Source organism: Paractinoplanes toevensis (genome assembly GCF_018332695.1).
In the GTDB taxonomy this organism is placed as follows: Bacteria; Actinomycetota; Actinomycetes; order Mycobacteriales; family Micromonosporaceae; genus Actinoplanes; species Actinoplanes toevensis.
Genome location: NZ_BOQN01000062.1, coordinates 16391 through 39382, shown reverse-complemented (window position 1 = coordinate 39382; position 22992 = coordinate 16391). Strand labels below are relative to the sequence as shown.

General features: G+C 65.9%; 16 protein-coding genes and 1 pseudogene. 9 read left to right on the top strand and 8 right to left on the bottom strand.

The features are described 5' to 3' along the window. Positions 1-32 precede the first annotated feature (32 nt). The 3 genes from Ato02nite_RS23890 to Ato02nite_RS23880 all read left to right on the top strand — a co-directional run bounded on the left by Ato02nite_RS23890 (position 33) and on the right by Ato02nite_RS23880 (position 4213). Positions 33-1607 (top strand): outer membrane protein assembly factor BamB family protein, encoded by a 1575-nt coding sequence (locus Ato02nite_RS23890; RefSeq protein WP_213008831.1) that lies wholly within the window; start codon positions 33-35, stop codon positions 1605-1607. Between the two features lie 232 nt (positions 1608-1839). Continuing rightward, entirely contained in the window at positions 1840-2907 is a 1068-nt protein-coding gene (locus tag Ato02nite_RS23885) for an MBL fold metallo-hydrolase (protein ID WP_246607352.1), read from the top strand. A 574-nt stretch (positions 2908-3481) separates the two neighbouring features. Then, positions 3482-4213 (top strand): GNAT family N-acetyltransferase, encoded by a 732-nt coding sequence (locus Ato02nite_RS23880; RefSeq protein WP_213008830.1) that lies wholly within the window; start codon positions 3482-3484, stop codon positions 4211-4213. Positions 4214-4301: 88 nt separating this feature from the next. Here the strand turns inward: Ato02nite_RS23880 and Ato02nite_RS52850 are convergent. Beyond that, positions 4302-4469 (bottom strand): annotated as a pseudogene (locus Ato02nite_RS52850) (DUF427 domain-containing protein); the annotation flags it as partial. 135 nt (positions 4470-4604) lie between these two features. Here Ato02nite_RS52850 and Ato02nite_RS23870 point away from each other — a divergent pair. Continuing rightward, entirely contained in the window at positions 4605-6005 is a 1401-nt protein-coding gene (locus Ato02nite_RS23870; protein ID WP_438873066.1) for an IS1380 family transposase, read from the top strand. 78 nt (positions 6006-6083) lie between these two features. Here Ato02nite_RS23870 and Ato02nite_RS23865 read toward each other — a convergent pair whose 3' ends face one another. From Ato02nite_RS23865 to Ato02nite_RS23840, 6 genes are all read right to left on the bottom strand, one after another. Next, the gene (locus tag Ato02nite_RS23865; protein WP_213008828.1) at positions 6084-6737 is read right to left on the bottom strand and encodes a DUF427 domain-containing protein; all 654 of its coding nucleotides are present in this window, start codon (positions 6735-6737) and stop codon (positions 6084-6086) included. A 198-nt stretch (positions 6738-6935) separates the two neighbouring features. Further along, on the bottom strand, positions 6936-7643 hold the full coding sequence (locus Ato02nite_RS23860; protein WP_213008827.1) for a flavodoxin family protein: 708 nt from the start codon (positions 7641-7643) through the stop codon (positions 6936-6938). Positions 7644-8221: 578 nt separating this feature from the next. Then, positions 8222-9157 (bottom strand): TIGR03619 family F420-dependent LLM class oxidoreductase, encoded by a 936-nt coding sequence (locus Ato02nite_RS23855; protein WP_246607351.1) that lies wholly within the window; start codon positions 9155-9157, stop codon positions 8222-8224. 759 nt (positions 9158-9916) lie between these two features. Then, positions 9917-10891: a quinone oxidoreductase family protein gene (locus Ato02nite_RS23850; RefSeq protein WP_213008825.1), complete on the bottom strand. Its 975-nt coding sequence runs from the start codon at positions 10889-10891 to the stop codon at positions 9917-9919. A gap of 788 nt (positions 10892-11679) precedes the next feature. Then, on the bottom strand, positions 11680-12192 hold the full coding sequence (locus tag Ato02nite_RS23845; RefSeq protein WP_213008824.1) for a nuclear transport factor 2 family protein: 513 nt from the start codon (positions 12190-12192) through the stop codon (positions 11680-11682). A 21-nt stretch (positions 12193-12213) separates the two neighbouring features. Then, entirely contained in the window at positions 12214-13626 is a 1413-nt protein-coding gene (locus Ato02nite_RS23840) for an aldehyde dehydrogenase family protein (RefSeq protein ID WP_213008823.1), read from the bottom strand. Positions 13627-13741: 115 nt separating this feature from the next. Between Ato02nite_RS23840 and Ato02nite_RS23835 the strand changes: the two genes are divergently transcribed. Both Ato02nite_RS23835 and Ato02nite_RS23830 read left to right on the top strand, forming a co-directional pair. After that, positions 13742-14410 carry a TetR family transcriptional regulator gene (locus Ato02nite_RS23835; protein WP_213008822.1) on the top strand — a complete coding sequence of 223 codons (669 nt, stop codon included), beginning with the start codon at positions 13742-13744 and terminating at the stop codon, positions 14408-14410. Between the two features lie 800 nt (positions 14411-15210). Further along, positions 15211-16377, top strand: a complete 1167-nt coding sequence (locus Ato02nite_RS23830) for a lysylphosphatidylglycerol synthase transmembrane domain-containing protein (RefSeq protein WP_213008821.1) — start codon at positions 15211-15213, stop codon at positions 16375-16377. A 195-nt stretch (positions 16378-16572) separates the two neighbouring features. Here the strand turns inward: Ato02nite_RS23830 and Ato02nite_RS23825 are convergent, their stop codons facing one another. Further along, entirely contained in the window at positions 16573-17265 is a 693-nt protein-coding gene (locus tag Ato02nite_RS23825; RefSeq protein ID WP_213008820.1) for an N-terminal phage integrase SAM-like domain-containing protein, read from the bottom strand. A 362-nt stretch (positions 17266-17627) separates the two neighbouring features. Here Ato02nite_RS23825 and Ato02nite_RS23820 point away from each other — a divergent pair, with 362 nt between their 5' ends. From Ato02nite_RS23820 to Ato02nite_RS51810, 3 genes are all read left to right on the top strand, one after another. After that, on the top strand, positions 17628-19124 hold the full coding sequence (locus tag Ato02nite_RS23820; protein WP_213008819.1) for a restriction endonuclease: 1497 nt from the start codon (positions 17628-17630) through the stop codon (positions 19122-19124). A gap of 8 nt (positions 19125-19132) precedes the next feature. Then, a complete protein-coding gene (locus Ato02nite_RS23815) occupies positions 19133-19477 on the top strand; it encodes a tyrosine-type recombinase/integrase (RefSeq protein WP_307853939.1) in 345 nt (114 codons plus the stop codon). Between the two features lie 326 nt (positions 19478-19803). Beyond that, positions 19804-22440: a DNA cytosine methyltransferase gene (locus tag Ato02nite_RS51810; RefSeq protein ID WP_246607349.1), complete on the top strand. Its 2637-nt coding sequence runs from the start codon at positions 19804-19806 to the stop codon at positions 22438-22440. Positions 22441-22992: the final 552 nt, after the last annotated feature.

Sequence of the window (22992 nt, the reverse complement as noted above, 5' to 3'; positions counted from 1 at the left end):
AAGCAAGCTAAGAAGTGAGAGCAGGAGATCCCATGCCATTCACGCAGATCGCGGCCGTGGTCATGGCCTTGACCGCGAGCCTGGCGTCAACACCGGCCCACCGGGACGCCGGTCCGGAACAGTGGCCAATGGCCGGACAGAACATCAACGACACCCACCACCAGGCCGCCGAGCACAAGATCTCGGCCGCCAACGTCGGCCGTCTGAAGCCACGCTGGACGCTGACCACCGCCGGCGCCGTCTCGGCGACCCCTACCGTCGTCGACGGGGTCGTCTATGTGCCCGACTACGGCGGCAAGCTATGGGCCGTCGCCGCCACCAGCGGTCGCGTCCTGTGGTCCAAGGACATCGCCGATTACACCGGCGTCGCCGGTGACGTGTCCCGCACCAGCCCGGCCCTCGACGGCCAGAACCTCATCCTGGGCGACGGCTGGATCCTCAGCCCGGGCGCGGCAGGCGCCAAAGTGTTCGCCGTCAACCGCCACACGGGCAAGCTCGTGTGGTCGACCCAGGTCGACACCGACCCGGCGTCCATGATCACCGGCTCGCCGGCGATCCACGACGGCATCATCTACCAGGGTGTCTCCTCCAAGGGCGAGGGTGTGGAGGCCAGCACGTTCCGCGGCAAAATCGTGGCACTGGACGCACGAACCGGGCGAATGCTGTGGAAGACCTACACCGTGCCGTCGAACAACGGTGACAGCGACTCCAACCTGCCCGGCTACTACACGGGCAACGCCGTATGGTCCTCCAGCCCGGTGATCGACCCCGTACGCGGCCTCATGTACGTCGGCACCGGCAACAACTACACCGTTCCCGACGGCATCTGCGAGGCACCGGACCAGACCGGATGCACGCCGTCGGCCCCCGACAACTACCTCGACTCGATCCTTGCGCTGCGACTGCGCGACGGCCACGTTGCCTGGTCCGTCCGCACGATCGACAGCGATCTGTGGACAGTTCCCCGTCCGGCCGGCCCGGACTACGACTTCGGGGCAGGCCCCAACCTGTTCACCACCGTCGACCCCGCAACCGGCCACCGGCGCCAGCTGTTGGGTATCGGCCAGAAGAGCGGCGTGTACTGGGCCGTCGAGCCGGCGACCGGGAAGGTGGCCTGGCAGACCGTCGGTGGTCCCGCGGGCAACGGCGGTAACGGCGGAATTGAATACGGCACCGCCACCGACGGCCGACGCATCTACGTGGCCGAGGGCGACACCGCGCGCAAGCCGTACGTCCTGGGCGGTACAGGACCCTACGCCGGCCGGACGGCCACGGCCGGGTCGTGGGCCGCGCTCGACCCCGCAACCGGCCGCATCCTCTGGCAGACGCCCGACCCGGGCGGCTCGTTCGATACCTCGTTCGTGAGCTCCGCCAACGGAGTCGTCTACGCCGGCTCGCTCGACCCCACCGGCACCAACATGTACGCACTCGACGCCCGGACCGGTCAAATCAAGTGGAGCTTCGCGAGCGGCGGCTCGGTCACAGGCGGCGCCGCGATCGCCGACGGCTCCGTCTACTGGGGCTCCGGATACTGCGGCACCCAGTGCCTCGTCGACGGCACGCCGACGATCAACAACAACAAACTGTACGCCTTCGGCCTGCGCTAACAAGGACCGGCAAGCAGCCGCAGAGTGGGACCGCCGACCAGGACGGCTCACCTCCAGTGCCTGCTCGGCCTCCTGAACCCCCTCGCATGCGGCGACGACGCAGAACGGGACGGTCATCCTCGGCCATACACGCTGGCCGGGGATGAGGGCACCGCGCCGATTGGGACAGGTCTCAAACGACGGCCTCGCGGCTGCACAGGCCCACTCGATTCATCCACCCCAGGAGAACGCCATGACATCAAGCGACAAACCGATCTCCGGTACCTCTCGCCGAGCCCTTCTCGCGATGACCGCGATCCCCGCCTTGGGTACCCTCCTGCCGGCTGGCGCGGCCTTCGCCGCCGACACCCCGGCTTCCTCCGATCTGCCTGACTTCGCGCCCATCCCGCCGTTCGCCAAAGGACCCGCCATCGGACCCGAGGGCTATTACGTCGCACCGATTCGCCGGAATCTGTACTGGGTAACCGACGCCGCGGGGTACGTGGCCGCCTTCCTGACGACCCGGGACGGCGTCGTGCTCTTCGACGCCCCACCTTCGATGGGCGGGAACCTGCAGCGCGCCATCGACTCGGTTACACTGCCATCCGGCCGGCCCAACCGGGTGACTCACCTGGTGTACTCACACTTCCACGTCGACCATATCGGTGCTTCGGGCCTTTTCGGCAAGGACGTGGTGCGCATCGGCCACACGGAGACCCGTCGCGTGCTGCGCGGCCTGAAGGACCCCCGGCGCCCCGTACCGGACGTCGTCTTCGACGACCGCTACGTGCTGCGTGTCGGTGGCGAACGCGTCGACCTCGCGTATCACGGGCCGAACCACACCATCGACAGCATTTTCGTCCACTTCCCGCACCATCGGGCGCTCATGCTCGTCGACGTGGTCATCCCGTCCTGGGTGCCGTTCGCGGCGCTGAACGTCAGCCAGGACATCCTCGGACTCGTCGGTGTACCCGCGACCGCACTCGACTACAGCTTCGACACCTTCATCGCCGGGCACGTCAAGCTCGGCAGCCGGCGTGAGGTTTCGCTGCATCAGCAGTACATGGACGACCTCACCGCGAGCGCCCAGCACGCGATCGACACGGTTGATCGCACTCCCTTCGCCCAGAGGTATCCGGGTAACCAGTGGGCCGTGACCAAGACGTATTTCGACGCGCTCGTCGCGGCCACGGCCGCCCCGGTCGTCGCCAAGTACACGGGGGTGCTGGCCGGTGCCGACGTCTACACCGACAGCAACGCCTTCGTGCTCATTGAGTCCCTGCGCCTCGAGTCCGGCTATGGCCTCTCCGTGCACCCCTGAAGCCCGCCAGTAAACGGCCAACCCACTGTTGTCTTCGTGTCGTCACGGCCGACCTGTACGCCTGCCGCCGCAGCGAGGACGAGCTTCACTGGCCCAAACTGCTGACGCGGGCGCCGCAGGCGACTACTCACTGGTGCACAACCTCAGGGTTGCACGAGACGACCGACGACATCTTCCAGGGGACGGAAGCGACCGCCAGCCGGCGGTAGCCGACACGGTGGCGGCGTGTAGCGCTTTTGCAGCGCCGCCACCGTGCTGCTGACTCCGCTCCTGATCGATCCGCCCGTGAGGCAGCGAGATCCTGCCGCGGCAAACGGCGGGGATGTTCGCCCGGGAACCCTGGCGACGAATCGCCGCACGGAGCCTTGCGCGGAACGGTCGCATAGGACACCGCGGATATGTGCTGGCCAGCGACCACCACTGATTGGCCTGAACTGGCTGTACGGGCGGTATTCCTCCGCTTCGGGGCTCCGTGCCCTACTGAACGTTCCATCCGCAGCAGCAGATCGCTCACGGCTCTCCGAACGCGTGCCGACGACCTGAACTCCAGGTCGCCTCGAACGACGTAACGAATATGTCCAACGTATCAATCAGTCCGTACGAATCAGAGGTCACCAGGGAGCCGCAGCGGATCGCTGCCGCGCAGGAGTTACGCCAGCGGGTGTTTGCCACGGAGTTCAGGCGAGGCGACGACGATTCCGAACGCGACTCCGATACGTTCGACTGGTTTTGCGATCACCTACTGATCACGCATCGTCCGACACGGTCTCTGGTCGGAACCTGCCGCATGCTGCGTCCAGAACAGGCGGTCCGTGCCGGTCACCGCTACTCGGAGCAGTTTTTCGACCTATCGCCGTTGCACGTGATTACTCCCGACCTGTTGGAGATAGGCCGGCTCGCGGTGCACCCTGAGCACCGAAACGGCGCCGTCATCGCCCACATATGGGCAGGAATCCTGGGGTGGGCGCGTACCAGTCAATGCCGCTGGTTCGGCGGATGTACATCGGTCACCCTGCGCGACGGTGGGCATCAAGCTGCAGCGACAAGACAGTACATCCTCGATCGCGGGCTCATGTCACCGCAGCCGAGAATTCACCCCCACGTCCCGTGGACTGCGCCGCCTGAGCCGGGACCGCCTGTAACCGCTCCCACACCTTTGCTGCGCGGCTACTTCCGCCTGGGAGCCGTCGTCGCTGGTGAACCGGCGCATGACGTGTCCTTCGGCTCGGCCGACTTCTTCGTCCTGCTGGACCTCGCTCACGCCGATCAGCGCTACGTGGACCGCTTCACCGGCCTCGCCTCCTAGACGCGACAGTGAGCCGGCTTGATTCCCCATCGCGGCCGGCCCGAGCCCAGGCCGGCGGCCCAGTTCCAGAGGTTGGCATGGCGCGTGCCTAATTGACGAAGTGGGTCTTCGGACGCTCAAGCAGTTGTCCGTCGAGGTAGGTATCGACCTTTTCGTTATAGAAGGACACCAGCCCTGCGATTGCCTGAACACTGGCAGTCGGGAATGAATACGACCATGCGAGGTCCGGGTGAACACCGGTTGATGTGCGCACCGACCAGTAATCACTAGCCTCGGCCCTTCGTTAAGGGCTGTCCACGGATTGGGCTGGAAACGCAGAAGTGCCTTCTGATCAGGGAAAATAGGGCTTGTCGAGAGTCCTGTTCAACCCGTCACGGAAGGCACTTGCAGGGTGAAGGCTACCGCAACACGTCCGAAGATCGTGGTCACCGGTGGCGGGCGGGGCGTGGTCGGTCACGCCGGGGCCCGGCTGCTGGCCGATCTCGCCGATGCGACTGGCCTGACCAGCGCGTTCAGCCAGGCTCTGGCCGGGTTGCGGCAGCGGCAGGGCGGACACGACCCGGGCCGGATCGCGGTGGATCTGGCGGTGATGCTCGCCGACGGCGGCGAGGCCATCGCCGATCTGGCCGTGCTGCGTGACCAGAGCGAATTGTTCGGGCCGGTGGCCTCCGATCCGACCGCGTGGCGGCTGCTCGCCGGCCTTGACGAGACAGCCCTGGCCGCGTTGCGCGCGGCCCGAGCCGCGGCCCGCGAGATCGCCTGGGCCCAGCACGCCGAGACCCGCGGCGATCTGCCGGCCCCGACGGTGGCCGGACAGGACGTGCCCGGCCTGGTCCTGGACGTGGACGCCTCGATCGTGCTGTGCCACTCCGAGAAGGAATCCGCGACCTCGACCTGGAAGAAGACGTTCGGCTACCACCCGTTGTTCTGCTTCCTGGACAACACCGGCGAAGCCCTGGCCGGCATGTTGCGCGAAGGCCGGGCCGGGTCGAACACCACCATCGATCACATCACCGTCCTCGACCAAGCCCTCGCGCAGATCCCCGACGCCCATCGGCACGGCACGCCTATCCTGCTGCGCTCCGATTCGGCCGGTTCCAGCCACGGCGTCCTGGCCCACATCCGGGCCTTACGCGACCGGCAGCACCTGGACATCCGCTTCTCCGTCGGCGTCGCGATCACCGAACCCGTCCGCGAGGCCATCCGAGCCGCCACCGACTGGATCGGTGCCGTCGATGTCGACGGTGACCTGCGTGAGCACGCCGAGATCTGCGAGATCACCGGCATGGTCGCCACCGACGGTTGGCCTGAGGGCACCCGGTTCATCGTCCGCCGGGAACGCCCGCATCCCGGCGCCCAGCTCACCCTGTTCGACACCATCGAGGGCTGGCGGCACCAGGTGATCGCCACCGACACCCCACCCGGCGGCGGATCGATCCAGTACCTGGAAGCCCGCCATCGGGCACACGCCAGGGTCGAAGATCGCATCCGATGTGGAAAGGACACCGGCTTCGGCCGGTTCCCGTCCCGGGTGTTCGCGATCAACCAGGCCTGGCTGCACCTCGCGCTGACCGGCATCGACCTGCTCGCCTGGACCCAAACCCTGCTCCTGGACGGCGACCTCGCCAAGGCCGAGCCCAAGAAACTGCGTTACCGGCTGCTGCACGTCGCTGCCCGGATCACCCGCACCGCCCGCCGGACCCGCCTGGCCATCGCCGAACACTGGCCCTGGACCGACACCCTCGTAACCGCATTCGGCCGGCTCAACGCACTACCCCGGCCAGCCGGCTGACCCGCGCCCCTAATCCCGACGAAACACCCCGGAGGAACCCGGCCCCGCGCCGGGCCCTCACCACGCCCGAAACCGCACTCACCTCACCAAACGCCACCAAAATTGATCAGCACTGATGAACCAGCGGCTTAACGAAAGAGGGAGGCTAGTGCGGCCCTTGTATGGGCAGGGCGTCACTGTGGCACTGTGCTGCAGCGCGTCGAAGTTGACCTCGCTGCGGTTCAGGTAGTAACGGGTCGGCAGACCGGTCTCGAACAGCAGCACGGGGGAGTGGGACTCGGCCAGCACAACGTCGTCGAGTTCAATGCGCACATGGCGGGTCGAACGGACCGCGTCCACTCGGGTGTAGGGATTGCGCGGGTGGACGAAGACCTCCTCGTCCTCCTCGAGCCAGGTGTCGAGCGCATCCCACTCGAAACGCATCAGGCCCTCGAGCCCGGTGATCGAGTCTGCGGTGTAGAGCCGTGCCGCCCGGGGCCGCTCGGTCACGCCGACACGCAGGCCAAACCGGCGTGCCAAACCGCGGCTGAGGCGCTGCTCGTGGTTCTCGTCGACCAAAAATTCCTCGCCGACGTCGTCGACCGGAATGTAGTACTGCGGATAGTTCGGCCACTCCCAGAGGTAGACCGCGCGAGTGGTGTCGACCACGATACGACCTGCCAGCATGGCTCGGATCCGCCGAGGCACAGGCTCCATCTGGTTGACTGACGCAATCATCTTCGGGTAATTCATCCCTTTTTCTCCTTAGCGGCCCTCGTGGACGACTTCACATTGGTGTCGCGCACGCGCGGTATCCGTACCGGTCACGATTGCTAACCGGCTGGGTGTAGGTGCCGGGTAGCAGGCTGAAGGCGGCCAGCCTGCTACCCGTCCTCAGCATTCCGGGCACCGGTGACCAGACTGAGCGGGTTCTTGGCCCTCTGGTGCCGGTCAGCGATACTCGGGGTTAGGTAGATCGAACCGCGCTCCACCGTCCCACGCGGCGCGCTGATTGCCGTACGCGGGAATGCCCCCGTTGTCCTTCAGCAGCCGAGCCAGGTGCAACAGGTTCCATGTCATGAACGTCAGATTCCGATTGGTGAAATCGTTCTCCGGTCCGCCGGAACCGGGGTCGAGATACGACGGCCCGGGACCGATGGCGCCGATCCAGCCGGCGTCCGCCTGAGGCGGAATCACGTAACCAAGGTGCTGCAAACTGTAGAGGACGTTGGATGAGCAATGCTTCACGCCGTCTTCGTTGCCGGTGATAAGGCAACCCCCAACGCGTCCATAGTAAGCGTACTGGCCAGCATCGTTAAGTAAGTGCGAGTTGCCGTACAGCCGCTCGATGACCCGCTTAGTGACCGACGAATTGTCGCCCAGCCAGATCGGACCCGCGATGACGAGGATGTCGGCGTCGAGCACCCTCGGATACAGCGTTGGCCACTCATCGGTCAGGGCGCCGTGCTCCGTCATATCGGGCCAGACACCGGTGGCGATGTCATGGTCCGCGGCTCGGAGGTGGTCTACGCGGACGCCCTGTTTGCGCATGATGGCGCTGCTCAGATCGATCAGTCCCTGCGTGTTGCTGACCTCCGGTGACCGTTTGAGGGTGCAGTTGATGAACAGGGCTGTCAGGTCATCGTAAGTGCTCGCCATCGTTCCTCCGTCGAAGACAAAGCTGCGGTGGACACCGCTGCCAAAGAGTTTGCGGCCATGCGCGGCGGATTCTTACCGGCCAGCCACGTTCTTCGGGTATGTCGGTTCCTGCGCGCGGTGTGCCTCGGCTGTACATTAGGTCGTCAGTGCGATGCCAGTCGTGGCCGGCACCGGAATACACACATCTAATGCGTGACTCGCGCGGTCGAGCCGCGTCGCAACTCCGCGCCAATGAGTAAGAACATCAGGGCCTTGCCGAATATGAGCCGTGGACCGCTCCGTCGAGGAGAATCGTGGGCCTGGACGGCTAACCGTTGTCTCTCGCTGTGCTGAGCTGCTGCCGAAACGGTGTTCTCTCGGAGTTTGCGGGCGCTTCGTCGCTCACGCGATGGAAGGCTGCACGACGGTGCCGACCGGAAGGTAGGCCGCACGGTGCGATTGGAGGCCGATCGACCAGCCGAAGTCGGCCGTAGTTGCGCGCTCCGCCGGGTTCCCGACCGCTGCTACCGCTGGCCCGAGCTTCCGGTGGTTCGGTCGCTCACCGAGATCGATCGCCGACCTTCGCTTGTTAACGGCAGCTACAGACCCGCGCCGCGTACAGCCTCGTGGAGCTCTTCGGCGGCGCCGATCAACGACTTGAGATCGGTTGTGGCGTACGGTAGCGAGACGTAGACGTGGTGTACTCCCGCCTCGGCTAGGGCGGCGATGTCCTCGACGAGTTGACGGACGCTGCCGGTGTACGGCTGCCGGCCGAGGGTCGGAACCTCCGCGGTACTTCCGTACGCAATCTGAAAAACGCAGCTGATCGACTCGGGCTCGCGACCGTGCTCGGCTGCCGTCTGCCGGATTTGTTCGAGGCCGTTGCGGACCGCCGACGGAGCTATGGCGCTCGGCAGCCAGCCGTCAGCCCGGCGGGCGACGCGCCGCAGCGCGGGCCGGCTGTTCCCGCCGAGATACACCGGGATCCGGCGACCCGGTTTGGGATTGATTTGCGCCGGCGCGACCGAGAACCGATCGGTGTCGATGGTGACCGGGTCGGGGCCCCAAACGGCCGAGGCGACATCCAGGAACTCCTCGAGGGCCGCACCCCGCTCGGCGAACGGGCGCGGCGCCGTGGCGGCGAACTCGTCGATCGACCAGCCGACACCCAGCCCCGCGATCAGCCGCCCACCACTGCCGGCGTCCAAGGCGGCGAGAGCCTTGGCGAGCCGGACCGGAAGGTGCAGAGGTGGGACCAATACACCCGTCCCAATCTGGATGCGCTCAGTCACGGCCGCTGCCATGGCAAGCACGATCAGCGGATCCGCAACGCTTCCGTACTGCTCCGGCCATCCCAGATCCGGTACGCCGTACAACCCATGTACCCCGCTCGTGTCCATCGGCTTGAGCAGGCGTTCGAGAGCCCACAAACTGTCGTAGCCGATCTCCTCGGCGCAGCGGGCGAACGTGATGACGTCATGGGCGTAGTCGTACGGTTGCGTCTGCGGCAGATTGACGCCCAATTTCAAGGTCACAGGGCTCTCCTAGGTTTACGCGGAGTCCTTCCCCGCGGTCCCGAGCGTAGGAGCGCTGACGGCCTGAACCGCTGTCATTTCTGTGGGGTCGCACTGGCATTCCAGTGACGACCGGCGACTCGTTGACGCGCCGGTTCGGCGGCACATGAACATCGGCCCATGACGCCCTGCGCCTCGCCCTTGGCGCCGCACCCGACACTGAGGGCGGCGGTCAAACGTCAAAGCGAGGCAGACCTTCAATGGGCGGCGACCGGTCATCGCCAAGCGCAACTGAGTGGCTCTGGCGACGTTCTACCGACACTTCCCCAGCAACCGAGGGCCACTCGTTATGGCTGAACGGCGTGACGGCCAACCGTGCACGTCAACGATCCGGCTGACCTCGATACCCCTGTCCTGAGCGGGTCAAGGGTGGGAGCTCCACGTCGGCGCCTGCGCCGTCAACTTGACCGTCCCGGAAACTCGCACAGGCGGTCGCCGCTGCGAGCCTCGACCGTAGCGCGGACTGCGGACCAGACCCATTCAGGTCGGCGGAGCCCCTTTGGCCGACGCGCTGTTGCCGGACCACCACCCCTCTCCGCAGGCGTCCGGGACGCCCGGATCGCGTCCGCGGTGCCCATTGGCACTCGGTGAGCGGACGCCAACTGACGTGACGACTCCCACCGCCGCGGGGCTCCGTCTCGCGGCCGACACCTTCGGCTTCGCCGTTGAGAGCGGCGCCCCGCGGCCGTCAGCACTCCGCCGTGCCTGGACCCGGCAGAGTTAGACGGTCAGCACGATGCGGCCTCGCACCGATCCGGCCTCCAGCCGCCGGTGAGCCTCGGCGGCCTGGGACAACGGCAGGGTGGTGACGTTCAGCGGAAGCAGACCACGCTTGGCTGCCTCCAATGCGGCTGCTCCAGCGGTTCCGGCGAGTTCTGGGTGTGCGGGCAGGAAGAACCCGGCCGCGAACCCCAACAGCGCCAGATTTCCGCCCCAGAGCTGACTGGTGTTGACGGTGTGCGTCCAGTCGCCACTGGCGTTGCCGACCAGTAGCATCCGGCCCATCGGGGCCATCGCTGTCAGCGACGCCGTTCGCACGTCGCCGCCGACAGGGTCGACGACAACGTCGAACCGCGCCGCGCCGAGGTCGTCGCCGGAGGCCAGTATCTCGTCGTACGGCAGCCCGGAGGCGCGTGCGGCGTCCAGGTCGGCGGTGAGAACAGTGCCCACGACCTCGCTGGCGCCGAGCAGCCGTGCCATGCCGGGGAACGCGGAGGCGAGGCCGCCGATGGCGCCGTGCACCAGCACTCGTTCGTTCTTGCGCAGGTGGGCGACCTCAGTCAGAGCGAGGTAGGCGGTGGCCGCGTTGGGGACGGCCGCCACAGCGAGCGCGGGGTCGATATGGGAACCGTCCAAGCTCACCGCCATGGCTGCGTCGACGACCTCGATCGAGGCATACCCGCCCTCCGCGCCGGTACCGGACAGTGTCAAAACCGGTTCTCCGACGCGCAGGCCGGTGACGCCCTCGCCGATTGCTCGGACGGTTCCAGTGACCTCCAGGCCCGGCACATACGGCGGTTGCGGCAGACCCGGCCGCTCGCTGTAGAGGCCTTGGCGGACGTAGGCGTCGATGAGGCCGACGGCGGCGTGGCTGACATTGATTGAGATCTGACCCGGGCCGGGCTGTGGGTCCGGCAGGTCGGTCAGAGCGAAGACGTCCGGGTTTCCGAACCGGGTCACCACGGCGGCAAGCATGAGGTCTCCTTATTTAGCGCAATCCAAGTGCGTTATCTTGATGATAGCGCAATTGAGTTGCGTTATCATGAGTCGTGGGTCACTGAGAGAGCGTTCCTATGTACTGAAGATGCGCTGAGCCGCCCGCCACGGTGCGGGACGTTCGGGTGGTTGCTGTGCCGAAGCCGGCGTGGCTGAGAAAGGCCGCGGCCAGAGCGTCTTCAGCAGCTAGCCCCTTGCCCAGGAAGGCATGACGAGGGTACCGACGCGGGCGCAAAAGAGGATCCATGGACGTGCCGGGCTCGCGTTGCATCGGCGCGCAGGGCAGTGGCAACGGTCTGTTGTCTTCGGCCACGCCACGTTGTGCATCGGCGGCAAGGGCATCGACCTGCACTGGCTCGCCTCGAACCCTTCGCCTGACAGCATTTCCATCCCGTTGCTCGGGTCTTGCGCTGGTAATGCTCTACGTCACGTACTCGCTGGAATGCCTTATCCAGTCACATTGGCCGTGGCCGTGCCGGGCACTGGCGTGTCGGGCAAGGCGCTGCGATTCCTGGAAGAATCTGGACTGCCATTCCACGTAACTACCTCCCGTGTTGCGGCCGGGCCGGCGGCCAAGAAACATCTGCGCAAGGCTCCGGGTGATCGGGGTGAACGTCGAGACCCTCGGGTTCGAGCTGCTGGAGGCGTTCGCCCTAACCGAGGCTCCGGAGCGGCGGGGGGCTGGAAGCACAGGCGCAGCTGGAGACTTCGGCGGGAACCGCCAACGCCCGGGGCGCTTGGAAAGCGCGCCCCAGGCGTTGGCGGTGTCAGCGTTCGAGAAGTCCGCTGGGGTCCTCGATGCGGGCGAGAGTGTTGAAGAAGCCGTTGCTCAACCGTCGATGAACGATTCGCCAGCCTTCGGGTCGCCTCCGCAGCTGGTCGTGCCACAGGCCGGTGTGGATGACGTTGGCCTGGCCGTCTCGTGTCTCGTGCAGGTGCAGGAACGGCGAGACGGCCGTCGCTCGATCGCCGTAGAGGGTGACAACGGCGTGGCCTTCGCGGTGCTGCCAGCGACTGAACAGCTTGCCCAGTCCCTCCGTGCCCTTGCGATCACGGCCGCGCATGAAGTCGACGTAGTCGGCGAGGGTGATGGCTGCGCTCTGGCCCACTTCGGAGGCGTCGATGACGGCGTCGGGGGAAAATACCTGCGACCATTGGGTCATCAAAGTCTGGTCCTCGTCCTGGCCCTGGTGAAGGTCCTGGCCCAATCCATATGTGGCGATAACGTCCTGGATTGCGATTCGGTCCAGCAAGTAGCGGATGCTTGCGTTGTCGGTCATGACAGTCCTTCCGGCCGACGTTCAGCTGAAGACGGCTTGGGTCTCGAGGAAAGCCTCGATGCCGAAGCTGCCGAACTCGCGGCCGAGTCCGGACTGCTTGAATCCGCCGAAGGGTGCGTCGGGCGCGTCGACGACCTCATTGATCATGATCCGCCCGGCCTGCAGGCGCTGTGCGACGCGTGTCGCCCGATCGAGGTCGCCGGCCGCGATATATGCGTGCAGGCCGTAGGGGGTGTCGTTGGCTATCGCGATGGCCTCCTGCTCGTCGCGATAAGTCAGCACGGCGAGCACCGGCCCGAAGATCTCCTCCTGGGCGACAGTGCGGTCGTTGCTGGTAGCGATCAGTGTGGGCTTGACGTAGTTGCCCTCCTCGAGACCTTCGGGGTGCCCCAGACCTCCGGCCAGGATTTCGCCGCCCTGCTCGATGCCTGTCTGGATGTAGTGCTGGATCCGGTCGTACTGTGCGCGGTCGAGTACCGGACCGATGACGGTTTGCGGATCTCGCGGATCGCCGACGCGCAGGGCGCCGACGGCCTCAGCCAGAGCGGCTTTGATCTCGGCCTCTCGGCTCTGCGGCACCAGGATTCGGGTGCCAGCGATGCAGGCCTGGCCGTTGTTGAACAGGCCGGCTCCAACGGCGAAGGGTACCGCCCGGGCGAGGTCAGCATCGTCGAGAATGATTGTCGGCGACTTGCCACCGAGCTCCAGCGTGACGCGCTTCATCGTGTCCACCGCGTTGTGAGCGATCGTCTTACCGGTTGCAGTGGAGCCGGTGATCGACACTTTCGCCACGTCCGGGTGCGAGGTCAGGACATTACCTACCGGGTCTCCCTTACCAAAGACAACGTTGATGACGCCGGCCGGCAGGCCGGCCTCGGCGATGGCGTCGAGAACCGGCTGGGCCTGGAGCATGCCACGCTCGCTAGGCTTGATAACCACGGTGCATCCCGCTGCGAGTGCGACGCTCGCCTTCATGGCGATGAACCAGCTGGCCCCGTTCCACGGAGTGATCAGAACGGACACGCCAAGCGGCACCTTGCGCACCGTCGCCCGACCGATCTGTTGCGTGAAAACGGACTCCGTCAGCAATTTCTGTGCATCGACGAACCAGTATTGGGACTGATCGACGATGTAGCCGGCCGTCGCCGCGGTCGTCCCGAACTCCTCAATGAGGGCAGAGATCATGTCGTCGCGGCGGGCTGCGAACGCGTCGGCCAGATTCTGCAGATATTCCCGGCGCTCGTCCAAGGAAGTGGCTGCCCAGGCGGGTAGTGCCAGCCGCGCCGCTTCCACCGCGGCTTCGGCGTCGGTGGCGTCGCCGAGGACGCCTTCGGCGATCTGCCGGCCGCTCAGCGCACTCGTCACCACCTGCGTGTCGCTGCCGCGGGACGGCTGGATGCGACCCGCGATGTACTGCCGGTTGAGTTGTTGCACAACGTCTCCTTCATCGGTGTCGGGCCCGGAGCCCGCTTAACGCATGTCGAATGCGTTATCCACACGCTAGCACCGGATGGCGGATTACGCACGTTGCATGCGTTACACTTGCCGCATGTATCAGCGCGCTCGCTCCGCGGAGGCTAAGCAACGCAGGGCGGAAGATCTACTGGACGCCGCACGCGCCATCGCCGCCGACCATGGCGGAGTCCGCCACGTGACCCTCGCCGGTGTGACCGAGGTCGCCAGCCTGCATCCTTCAGCTGTGCGGCGGTACTTCGCCAGCAAGGAGGAGCTTCTGCTCGAGTTGGCCGAGCGCGGCTGGAATCAATGGCGTGACGTGCTCGTCGACCTGCTTCGCGGCGCGCCTGAGCGGACGCCCGCGCAGATCGCCTCAACGATGAGCTCCTCGCTGGCCTCTTTGCCGTTGTTCTGCGACCTGCTCACACATGTGCCGCTGAGCTTGGAGGGCGACGTCGACATCGATCGCGCGCGAAAGTACAAGCGGAACTCATTCGCAGCGTACGACGCCATCGTCGAAGCAATTACGGCTAACAGTCGCCTTACGACCTCGCAGGCCGAGGCGCTCATCACAGCGGCCCTGGCTATGGCGGCCCACCTTTGGCAGATATCGCATCCCACCGAGACCCTGGCCGCGTTGTACGCTCAGGAACCGCGCTGGGCCCATGCCGCTCTCGACTTCGAGCCGCGACTCTCGCGGCTCCTGCAGGCCACCGCAGCCGGCCTCATGAAAGAACCTGAGAGGGCCATAGATGCCGTTTAGCGGTCGCTGGTCGCGACAGCGAGTCTCACCTCGGCTGTGCCCCTGATCGTGGCGACTGCGGTGCTCGGCGTCGCCCGCGGGCCCAGTTTCGTCGCTCCCTGGACGACAGTCGACGACCTGGCCGAACGACATGGCCGCGGAGACGCAATTGTGGATCAGCTCCGTCAGGTCGCCGGGCGGGGCCGTCGGGGCGGCGATCGTTGAACTTACCGCCCAGGCCCTTGACTCCGCAGCGGTCCTGGTGCGCGCGCTAGCCCTTGCCGCCCGCTCGGCCTGCGCGTACGCGGCGGTCAAAGGCTGCCGCAAGACGCCAGACCCGATGCAGGTCGAGGCCAATGCCCCAAGGACGGGGTAATAGTCGATCGCGAACGGCAGACCTTCTCAGCAGCGGGGTCTCGACGCCTACCCCTGCGACGACGGACGCCCATTTCTTCCGCCGGACGACTTCGACGGCACCTTGCTGGCGCGTCCCCGCGTTTCACGCCCCGGACTAACGAGCCGACGAGGGCCGATAGATTCCACCTCATAGAATCCTTCGCCCGCGGGCGAGCATCGGGCCACGAGGATGTGTCGTTCATTCACTGAAAAAGTTCACGCCGTTGCCAAGTTAGTTCAGGGCCGCCAATTTGGGTATCTAGTTGTGCAGGAAAGGCTGCCCCGGCAGCCTATCGGTGTGTCTGATCACATCCGCCAACTGGAATACCGCCTCCGCGGAGGATCTTGATCGGGTTGGTCTGGTTGGAAAAGCTGACGCTGGGCGCGGGTGCCTGGTCTTCGTCGATGTAAGGCAGGGTGCCACGGTGAGTCAGGCGGAGATGTTGAGCACCGGGCCGGGCAGGAAAGCTCGGCGCCATTGGGCGCGTCATGTCGCACTGGGCGCTTTGGTCGGTTTCGTTGTCGTGGAACTGCGGATCAACTGGCCGGAACTAGGTCTGGCGTTGCGGGACCTGCCGACGCCGAACCTCGGTTGGCTGGCCACGGTGTTCGTGGCCGAGATGGCCTCGATGGCAACGTACGCTCTTATGCAGCAGCGGTTGCTTCGATCGGCTGGGGTCCGGTCGTCGTATCGGGCGAATGCCCGCTTGGTTTATGCGGCCCACTCGCTCAACGAAACCCTGCCCGGCGGGGCGGCCTTCTCGACGCGGCTCAGTTATCAAGAGATGCGCCGGTTCGGCGCCGCTCCTGCCGTGGCATCCTTGACGATCGTCCTTTCCGGTGTGCTCTCGACAATTGCTCTTGCTACTTTGACGACCGGCAGCGCGCTGGCGTCAAGGTCGGCAGCTCACTGGCGCCAGCTCGTACTGTTCCTTGTTGTCGGGGCGCTGATTACCTTCGGACTGCGGTATGTGGCGGCCCATCCCGCGATCATCGAACGGCTGCTAGGCCGACTGCTCACCATCGGCCAGCGTGTGCTCCGGCGGCCGGAGGCACCAATGAGCATGGGTGTTTCCGGCGCCTTGGCCCAGCTGCGTGATGTACGGCCACAGCCCATTGACGGGCTCGTAGCGGGCGCCTTGGCGGTCCTCAACTGGCTCCTCGACGCGGCGGCGCTGTGGTTGTGTTTTTACGTCACCGGCGATCAGCCGCCTGCCCCTACCGCAGTTCTGCTGGCGTTCTGTGCTGCGATGTCGGCCGGCTCGGTGACCATCGTTCCGGGTGGGCTCGGCGTCATCGATGGTGCACTGATACTGGGTCTGCTCGCGACCGGGACGGCGGCCCCCGCGGCGATCGGAGCCGTGGTTTACTACCGACTCGTCAGCTTGGGTTTTGTCATCTCATTGGGCTGGTATCACTGGTTCCAGCTTCGGTTGCGCCGGCGCCGTTCGGACATCACGCCTGTGCGCAGGTCTCTGCGGACGAGCTCGCGGCGGCTGGCTATATGCCCGCAGCAAGCAGCCGGGCAGCGCCGATCGTCGGTATCGTCGCGGCAGAAGGACCCGGCCGAGGATCTGGTCGCGTCGCGGTGACCCGCACCGGCGTGCCGATGACGGTTCAGTCCAGAGCGATACCGACCTGGTGCCCTAGGTCAATTTCAACGCCGTCTGCCTGCTGCAGGCCCCGCTCGAAGAGGCTGCGGATGAGCGGCATTGCCACCGGGCGCCCTGCCGTTTCGAAAAAGGCTTGCAGGCCTGGGGCGAATTCGGCGTCCGGCGGCAGGGAGGCTACATCGACGAGTTGCTTGGTTTGCGCGACGGCAGTCTTGTCGAAGCTAGCGATGCGCCGCGCGAAGGCGTGTGACAGTGGCGCAGGAAGGCGCTGGCCTCGGCGGTGCTCCAGCAGGTGAGGTCCTTGCGGGGCCGTCGGGGGATCTGCGCGTAGCGGGCGGCGTTGTGCTCGAGGCGGTGTGCCCGCCGGGCGTCGTTGAGCGCGGTCGACAGGGTGGTGATGCACCGGCGCAGGGTCACCAGGCCGCGCCCGGCGTCGAGCTCGCGGCGGATGAACTGGGCGACGTGCTGGTGGTTGAGGTTCTCGAGGCGGATCGCGCCGAACGCGGGGATGAGATCGTTGTCCAGGTAGGCGCGGTAGCGGTTGACCGTGTTCGGTTTGCGGGTCGGCGCCTTCGCCTCGAACCAGCGCTGCAGGTAGTCGGCGACCGTCTCGGTGTCGTCGATGCTGACGCCGGCCCGCTCGCACTGCAGCACGTTGGTCAGTGCGGCGGAGGCTTCGGTCTTGGTCGCGAAGCCGCCGCGGCGCATGGTCTTGCGGCGGTCGAGGGTGCGTAGATCAACGGCGTAGGTCCAGGTGCCGTGACGGGCGTTGGTGAGCTTCGGGCAGCGGGCGCCGAGCTGCTTGCCGTCGGCGCCTCGGCAGGCGCAGCGACGGTAGACCCGGCCCCGATGCGGATTCGGCCTCATGACGGCCTCCCAGTTCAGGTTGGTGTCTGTCGTTCTCTGCGTGCCCGATCAGACGGCGACCACACTGCGACCACCCCCTACGTCACCCCTGCGTGTGACCGTCGGTCTTGTCGCTTCATCAAGTGCCGTAGCACTAATTCGGAGCGCAGAGCACCTTTGCAAGACGCCGCCACGAGCCGTTCAGCGCGATGGAAGGCCGCCTGATCCAGCCAGTAGCGATCCTCATGCCCGGAGAAACCCATACCCGAGTAATCGTCCCGACCCGGGTTGCAGAGGTCCCGGCCCGTTACATAGCGGATGCCGATTAACGTGGCATGCTGCCCCACGGAAGTTGCAGAAGCAGGCGGAGGGTGGCGAGCTGAATGGTCAGGTACTCGGCCAGTCGAGAGTGGACCTTGGGCCTCCACGCGCTCATAGCCCGCTATGGCCAACTGGCGAACGCTGCGCGCGGCGCTGAGCATCGCCGTGGCCAGCAGTTCAACACGCTGGTCGCCGATCTGCTGCGGCACTGGGGCGTTGACGACGTCGAGGTAGGGGTACGTGGACTGGATGGCGTCGACGAGATCGACGTAACTTTCCGCATCGGGCCGACCCGGTATCTGCTCGAGGCGAAATGGCTGGCCAAGCCTCAATCGAGCGACGCAATCGTCAAACTGGCCGGTCGGGTCCGGCAACGGCTACGGGGAACCCGCGGCATCGTTCTGTCGATGTCCGGCTACACCCGGCACGCCGCCAAGACAGCACAGATCGGTCAACAGCCCGACGTCATCATGCTGGATCGCTCCCATTTCGAGGCCATCCTGTCCGGTCTCCTCCCACCCGAAGACCTCATCGAGGAAGTGATCACCAACGTCGCCCGGCACGGTGGGGTCCATGTCCCACTGACCGATCTGGTCCTGCAACGCCGTCCCGGTCCCCCTCCGGCCTTCACCATCCCGCCTGACGAAACCGTGCAGGACCAGCTGATCCGGGAAATGGCCGGCGGAGTGAGCGCCAGAGCGATCCTGATCGGCGGTCCGGGATGGCCCGAGCCGGAGGCTCTGAGCATCCACCCCGACAGGCATACCCTGCTCGTCACCACCGGCGACGGGATCGTTGCGGTTGATATCCGGCACGGCACCACCCAATGGGCCTTGCCGCTGCCTGGCTGCCGGGGAACAGCGATCGTTGAACCCGATGGCGCACTACTGACGGTGTGCAACAACGCCGTCGTCCGCTGGCAGGCCGAAAAGCTGGAAGTAATCGGTGGTGGTTTCACCGGCAACAGCAGCCTGTTGTCCGGCCCGGACGGCCCGGCATGGGTTTTCGACAACACCGGCACGATGTACGACAACCTGGTCAGCTTGACCGGGCTCGGCGCCGGGCTTGGTGCCGAGGACCGCCATCAGATCGACTTTTCAGCCAACGTATGGAACGCCACCTGGCTGGAACGCCGGCGGTTCTTCCTGGCGGCCGACGGCCACTCCGCCGTGGTCGATCTCGACGTGTCAAACCATGTCGACCGCTCCGCCTGGGTCGAATCACCGCAATCCGGCCCGCGGCCGCTGATCACCAGGGACGCCAAGTCCATTATCACCGCCGCCTACGACCAAGGCGTGCGCGGCAGCCTTTATCAGACCAGCACGACCAGTGGGCGCAGCGCCCAACTCGCCCACTTGACCGTCAACAGGGTCCACGGCATGGCCATCCGCGACGACCGCGACGCGTACTTGCTCGCTGACATCCGAGGCAACGATCCCAGTCCACATCCAATCGTGATCAGCGTCGCCGGCATGGGTCCATTCGTCTCGCCCCAGACACGACGCAGCCTCGCCGGGCCCGCCCCATCCGACGACACGAGGGATCGCCAGAGTTCTTAGTCAACGTATTGTGGCGGCGCTTCCACGACCGTGAGCATCCGGTCCATGGTCAGCACAGCATCGACGCGGTCTTCAAGAGCCGCAACGACACCTGGCTCTCGCCCGACAATGTCGGCCGGCAGTGGCGCGAGGTCCGCACCAGGGTCGGACTGGATTGGGTCACGCCGCACATCTTCCGTAAAACAGTAGCCACGGTGCTGGACAGCGCCGTCAAAACCAAAGAAGCATCGCTCCAGCTCGGACACGCCAGCGAGGAGGTGACCAAGGTCTACTACATCGCCAAACCGCAGCTCGCGCCGGACGTCACCGACGTACTGGACACACTCGGACCACGTCGCAGAAAGCTCACCTGACGCGTCCTGCTACGTATTGGCCGCGGCATCGACGTCATCGGCCCGACGGAACATTCACATCCTCGGGTGAGGATCCGCCGGGCGAGACCGTTATCCGCGCAGCGGTGGCGGAGACCTCACTCTACTGGGCGGCGAGGAGGCCGGCCGCGCCGAAGCCTGGTGCTTCCGGCAATCAGGGCCTCCGCGGTCAGTTGTGGAGCGGACCGGCGATCTTCGAGCATCGTCGCGCAGGAGCACGGCTGTACAGGCGGTTGACACCATCATGCGGCGGTTGATCCCGGCGACGCGGCGTCGACGCATCCTTCTACTGACGGCAAGATGGCACAGTGCACAACGGACCGCGACTTCAGGCCCTCATTGCGGAGTACGGGCAGCTTCGCCGGCTGGACGGCCATACGCCGCAGTCGCGAGGCCAGGCGTTCAACGACCTCATCGCAGACATGCTGCGCTGCTGGGGACATCGAGCGGAATCCTCGGTCTTTGCCAAAGGCGAGGCGGACGTCGTCTTCCGTATCGGAGAAGTTCGTTACGTCCTTGAAGCGAAATGGGAGAACCGTTCAGCAGACACTGGATACATCGCTAAGCTGCAGAGACGGCTTCGTCAACGTTTCGCCGGAACTCCGGGAGTCTTCCTATCCATGGGCGGATATAGCCCGGACGCGCTCGCGGAAATCGCTGACGGTGAACAGCTCCAGGTCCTACTCATGGACGCCACCCACTTCGAGGCAATGCTCAGCGGGCTCGTGCCGCCGAAGGAACTCTTCACCCAGCTGCACGATCGGGCGTCGTTCTACGGTGAGCCGTACGTGCCGCTGCTGACCCTGATCGGTTCCTCCGAGGACCCACCGAGCGTGGCCTTCGGCACGCCGGACATGATGCCGGACGGCCTGGTCACCGACACAAATGCGGTGGTGACCGGCGAGGTGCTGTTCACGCTTCCGACGTCGCTGCGCCTTGGTGTCGGCATCGATCCGCAGGGCCATGTCCTAGTCACTACAGACCAGGGCATTCTTGCTGTCGACATCCAGTCGCGGAGGTCTCGATGGGCCGTTTCCGTAGCCGAATGTCACGGCAATCCCGTGGTGCGAGCCGACGGAGCGGTTCTGTTTACGCGCCGTCACGGCGTCGGACGGCTTGCGGACAATCAAGTGACCGTGATCGGCGGAGGGCTGTTCGGAACCACGCGTCTCGCGCCCCACCCGGACGGCACTGTGTGGGCTTTCGCCAGCGGCGGCACTGACGGCCGGTCGGGCGCATCGATCACCCGATTGGGTGACAAGCTCGGCGACGAAGAGCGCCACAGCTTGGCGTATCCCAGCGATGCAGCTACCACGTCCGCGTGGATTGACCACGACGATCTGTTGACGATCGGCCCGGAACTGCTGATCACCACCGTCGCGACCGCTCAACTGCGGCGGCATCGCGCCGCACAGGCGAATGCGACCGGGCTGGTCAGCATCGGTGACGGCACGGTCATCACCTCAGGAGACAACGTCACCCTCGGGCGCACCGACCTTCTGTCTGGCAGGTTCTCTCACCTAGCAGACCTGGACCTTCGGCCGGCAGCGCACGAGCTGTGCACAGGGCACGAAGGCACGCTGCTGATCGCGGCCCACTACGGCAACGGCATGGAAACACCGATCGCCGTGGGCCGGATTGCACTCACCGCGCCGAGCGAAACAACCACGAGGAACGTGATCGAAAATAGGGATGCCGACGCGCTCGCGGGCGGGCCGAGCTTGTGTGGCCCGCCTCGCCGCCTAGTTCAGCAACAGCTGACCTTCGATCTGGACACACTCAGCAAGACCGTTACGGCGCGCGATCTTCCGGCGAGGTCGGCGCAGCATCGGCCGCCAGTGACGGATGAATCTCCGGTCGATCCGGCGCCTACTGATCTCAGAGAGCCGACCGTAGTCGACGTATTCGCCGGCTCCGGCGGAGTGACCCTCGGATTCGTTCAAGAGGGATACCGTCCGATCTTCGCAGTCGACATCGACCTCGCCGCCGCGACGACCTACGCCGCCAACTTCGGTGAATCTCTGACCTACCGGGGCGATATCCAGAACGTCGAATCCCGCGGGCTAGGCCACGCCGACGTCTTCATCGGCGCCCCGCCCACGCGAGGATTCACCGGCTGGGGCCGTGCCCGAGGCTCCGACCCCCGCAACACTCTGTGGAAAGAGTTCTGGCGGGTCGTCGTCGAGGCACGGCCGACCGTCTTTGCCATCGTCACGACACCTCAATTCCTGCGCAGCCACGAGTTCGAAGCCATGCTCCAAACGATCGACCAAGAACGCTCTACTGCCTTCAGGCTCACCTACGGTGTCGTGCAAGCGGCAGATTTTGGAGTCGCTCAAGACCGTCGCCACGCTGTCATCATTGGCTCGCAAACCGACGGCATTCCGCTACCCGTACCCACCCACGGCGGCAGACACGGCCTACCCCGCGTAACCGTCCACAACGCACTCGGCGGCCTCGCCGCTCCCGAGGTACACGTCTGGGATTTCCCCACCGACACCACGAACCTTCTCGGCCAGCACGTCCACGGCACATTCCGAAGCCACCATCTGCACGTTGGCCGACGGGTTACCCTGCTGTCTCAGCAGCGCTACCAGCACATCCCGCCTGGCGGCGACGTCCGTGATCTGCCGGAACATTTGCTGTCTCCCCACTACCTGCGCAGAGGGCCGCGAGCCGCAGCGGCCGGCGACCTCGGCCGCATGCGATGGGACGCGCCAGCACCGGCCATCCGCGTCGAATTCCTCAAACCCGAGAAAGGGCGATACCTCCACCCGGAAGAACATCGCGCCATCACCCACTATGAGGCCGCGCTCCTGCAAGGCTTCCCGCCCAACTACCTGTGGTGCGGATCGAGAACCGAGATAGCGCGCCTCATCGGCGATGCCACCCCGGTTCGCCTTGCGGCGGCCCTCGCCAGGCACATCAAGCCCTTTGTGATGTGACCACCGCTGGCGCAGGAGCCGGTCCTCCGCCAGGATGACCAGCGTCGGCTGTCAGACATCTCGACGAGGAAGGCCGCCGCCGCGCCCGCTGAATCGCTTGGTCAACGCATCATCCACCTACGCCACGCCCTCGTCGCCGTACGCCCACGACGGCCGAGCCGCATGCCAGGAGCAGCATTAGGCCGCTCGGCGCGTCGGCTGGAGGGTCGAAGCTTGCTCCGGCCCGCAGCCGACGGTCCGAATCGACGCGCTTGCTGTTCGGCCGGCAGGTCGTTGCCGATCCAGTCCGCGAGTTGGTTGAGTTCGCCGTGCGTCAGCAGGTGCCCGTAGACCTCGAACGTGGTCCTGATCGAGGCGTGCCCCAGGCGCAGCTGGACGCAGTGGAAGTCCCCCGGCGGCGATCAGGTGGGCGACGTGCGAGTGCCGCAGGTCGTGCAGCCGTGGACGGCCGCGTAGCCGATCCGGGCAACGGCAGGTAGACACTTCCCACCGGCTAACCCATCCGTTCGACGCCGCGGTCGTACGATGCCGCGGGCAGCGCTGCACGGCAAA